A 3,005-nucleotide genomic window follows, 5' to 3' on the forward strand; every position below is an offset into this window, starting at 1 on the left:
CCATGCAGATTAGAGGTGGCACTGCGTTCTTGACCCACGCGAATCCCATGACCGGTAATGCTCCATTCACCCTGCCCATTCTTTTGAATCAAGAGGCGCATGTCTACTGCCCGCGAAGGAACCAGCTGCAATTGAAGCCCTTGCTGAACGATGTATTTCTCTTGTCTCGTCCAACGGTCTACCCATCTCTGGGCGGCGGCTTTGTCTCTTACTACTGTGGATACTTTCGCCCTTTGCTTGTTCCGACCGAGCAGTCGTAGTTCGTCTCCACGCTTTTCAATGGACAAGATGTTTCGTCCCCCTGTTCCATTGAGTGGCTTTACGTAGAGCAATGGATGCTTGCCTAGCATGTTGACCAAGCTTTGTCGGTTGTAGAGGTGGGTCTCCGGAAGCCACCGATGCATTCTGGAGTCCCGATGAAGCACCTCATGTACCCGCCATTTGTTTGCCAAGCGGTTGTTTGCGTACAAAAAATTACTCGTCCGCCGAAAGGCAACATAGTTCTTAAACGCCTGTGTCGGTGTATAACGGTATCGGTCGAAAACAGCGTCTGGACGGTCAAATATCCTTGCTTGCCAGCCGCCACTCTTCCCCGGGACATAGCCTCTCACCTGCTTGCCGCCCCCAAGCACATCGTTTGGGGAGAACAAGAAAACGGTACAGCCCAGTTCTTGTCCAGCCTTGAGCAGTCGCCGAAAATAGGTTGGCTCTGCAAAGCGTTTGCCTTCCCGCCAAGTCAAGATGCCGATTATGGGTCGTTTCAAAAGACCACCCTCTCTCGTTTCCTCCTTGGCAGTTTATTCAGTCTGTCGCCAAATGGCGATTATCTCAGCTTCTTTTCCAAGTGAAACAGATCGAGTGGCAACGGAGCCGTGACTTCGATGATTTCTCCCCCGAATGGATGCTCAAATTTGAGCACTGATGCGTGCAGCGCTTGTCGTTTAATGAGTTCGGGCTTGCCACCATACAGTTCATCCCCTAAAAGCGGGTGCCCAATATGACTGAAGTGAACGCGAATTTGATGCGTTCTCCCCGTCTCCAATTGACATTCTACTTTCGTAGCTGTTTGAAAACGTTCTTTTACCTGGTAGTGGGTAATCGCTGGATCGCCGTTAGGTGTGACCCTTCTGCGCGTCCCATGATTCCGATCTTTTCCGATGGGTTCATTGATTTTCCCGCGCTCTTTGGGCATTTGTCCCGAAACATACGCGACATAGGTACGCTTGATTGCACGCTCACGCAGCATTTCATCTAAAAGCGCAGAGGCCCACGCATGCTTCGCGTACAGAACGACGCCTGACGTATCCTGATCCAGCCGATGGACATGGCGGACTTTTGCTTCCAAACCCGTACGGAAAAAGTGCCCCGACACAAGATGATCTAACGTCACATGATGATAGCGTTCGGTCGGATGTAACAGAAGGCCAACTGGCTTATTTACAATGAGCAAATGATCATCCTCATACAAGATCTCCGGTGCTTCACTGGCCGGATCAAGCCCCAATGGCTCAGGCTTGCACATCCGCAGGCGAATTTCCTGCCCTGCTTTTCCCACAACATGCTGAGCAACAGGTGCACCGTCCAGCAATACTTCTTTGTGTTGGAATAAAAGATGGACCTGCTTGCGAGGCAGCTTCCACTCTTCGCGCAGCAGGTTCCCGATCGGGATAGCATCGTCTTTGTCTCGTAAATGAGCAACGAGCCATTCCCCTTCTTTTTTCATGTTTAACATTTCTGTCTATCTCCCTGTTCTATGTTCATGCGATTACGCTTGCTCGAGTCCTTTACCCACTTGAATGGCACGGTCTAAGAAATGCTCGATCTCCTCGCGACTTTTTCCGAGTTTGCTCACGAAGCGAACTAGCTCTTTACCGTTTTGGAACGCAATAAAGCTTGGAATGCCAAAGACATCGTACTTTTCAGACAGGTCTGGGAGAGTATCACGATTGACTTCTACCATGTCCAGCTGTTCTTTGTATTTTTCCTCCACGGCAGGCATGAATGGATCAATGCGATGACAATCTGGGCACCAATCCGTGAAGAATTTGACGATGACTGGCTTGGTTGCGGCGATTACTTGCTCGAATTCAGCTTCTGTCTTAATTTCTCTCATGTTATCTTCCTCCCAGAATGATTTGGAAATAGTGTACCACAGGTGCGGGAAATCACTCTATATTTTTCCCCCCTGCTCGATGAGACATTGCACAAACGCTTCAGCCGGACGTGACAACGGTTTGTCTTTTCGATACGCCACGACGAGTGTGCGAGAAGGTTTTGTTTTGATCCGCACATAAGTTGGCGGCTCGATCGTGCCAGGTGCGAGCGTAATCATTTTCGGAGCAAACGACAACCCCATGCCTGCTGCAACAAGTGACTGAGCCGTCTGGATATTCGAGCTCTCAAACACGATTCGCGGTCGGAATCCTGCCTGCTCACAGAGCCGAAGCGAAATCGTACGGAAACCTTGTCCTTCTTTTAACAGGATAAAAGGCTGATCGGCTACCTCTGCGAGATCGACTTCTTTTCGTTTCGCGAGCGGATGATTGGCCGGTACCGCCAAGAAGATTTCTTCGTTGATCGCGGGGATGATTTCCAGAGACGGGTCACTGATGGGCATGGTTAGTAGGCTGACATCAATTTTCCCCCGCACGAGTAGCTGCTCCAAATGACTAGATGTTTCCTCCATCAATTGCAGCTCGACACCGGGAAATTGCTGTGTAAACGTAGGCAACACCCTTGGCAGCACGTACGCCCCTGTAATCGGGAGACTTCCGACTAGCAATTTGCCGCTTTCTCCTACTGCATAAGCGCGCATTTCCCTCTCTAGTCCCTCTGACATGTCCACGAGCGTTTGCGCTACTTGTATGAAGCGTTGGCCCGCATCAGTCAGTTCTACGTGCTGCGGCAAGCGATGGAACAAGCTTACACCGAGTATTTTCTCCAGCTTCGCAATTTGTTGACTCAACGACGGTTGGGCCAAATGTAATCGATTGGCTGCTCGGGAA

Annotated in this window: 4 protein-coding genes; all 4 read right to left on the reverse strand. The window is 50.4% G+C overall.

Annotated elements, in window-relative coordinates; translation table 11 throughout:
- Window positions 1-764, reverse strand: a 764-nt coding sequence (locus tag C7R94_RS29550) for a YheC/YheD family protein (protein ID WP_106786035.1), incomplete at its 3' end; no start/stop codon positions are given.
- 59 nt (window positions 765-823) lie between these two features.
- The gene (locus C7R94_RS29555; RefSeq protein ID WP_106786034.1) at window positions 824-1,732 is read right to left on the reverse strand and encodes an RluA family pseudouridine synthase; all 909 of its coding nucleotides are present in this window, start codon (window positions 1,730-1,732) and stop codon (window positions 824-826) included.
- 33 nt (window positions 1,733-1,765) lie between these two features.
- Complete coding sequence (locus C7R94_RS29560; protein ID WP_047069051.1) at window positions 1,766-2,113, reverse strand: thioredoxin family protein; 348 nt, start codon at window positions 2,111-2,113, stop codon at window positions 1,766-1,768.
- 57 nt (window positions 2,114-2,170) lie between these two features.
- Window positions 2,171-3,005, reverse strand: an 835-nt coding sequence (locus C7R94_RS29565; protein ID WP_106786036.1) for a LysR family transcriptional regulator, incomplete at its 5' end; no start/stop codon positions are given.

Source organism: Brevibacillus sp. NRRL NRS-603 (assembly GCF_003013445.1).
GTDB lineage: Bacteria > Bacillota > Bacilli > Brevibacillales > Brevibacillaceae > Brevibacillus > Brevibacillus formosus.

Coding starts and splice junctions, on each gene's coding strand:
- C7R94_RS29555 (WP_106786034.1), bottom strand. CDS start 1,732: ATGTTAAACATGAAAAAAGAAGGGGAATGGCTCGTTGCTCATTTACGA.
- C7R94_RS29560 (WP_047069051.1), bottom strand. CDS start 2,113: ATGAGAGAAATTAAGACAGAAGCTGAATTCGAGCAAGTAATCGCCGCA.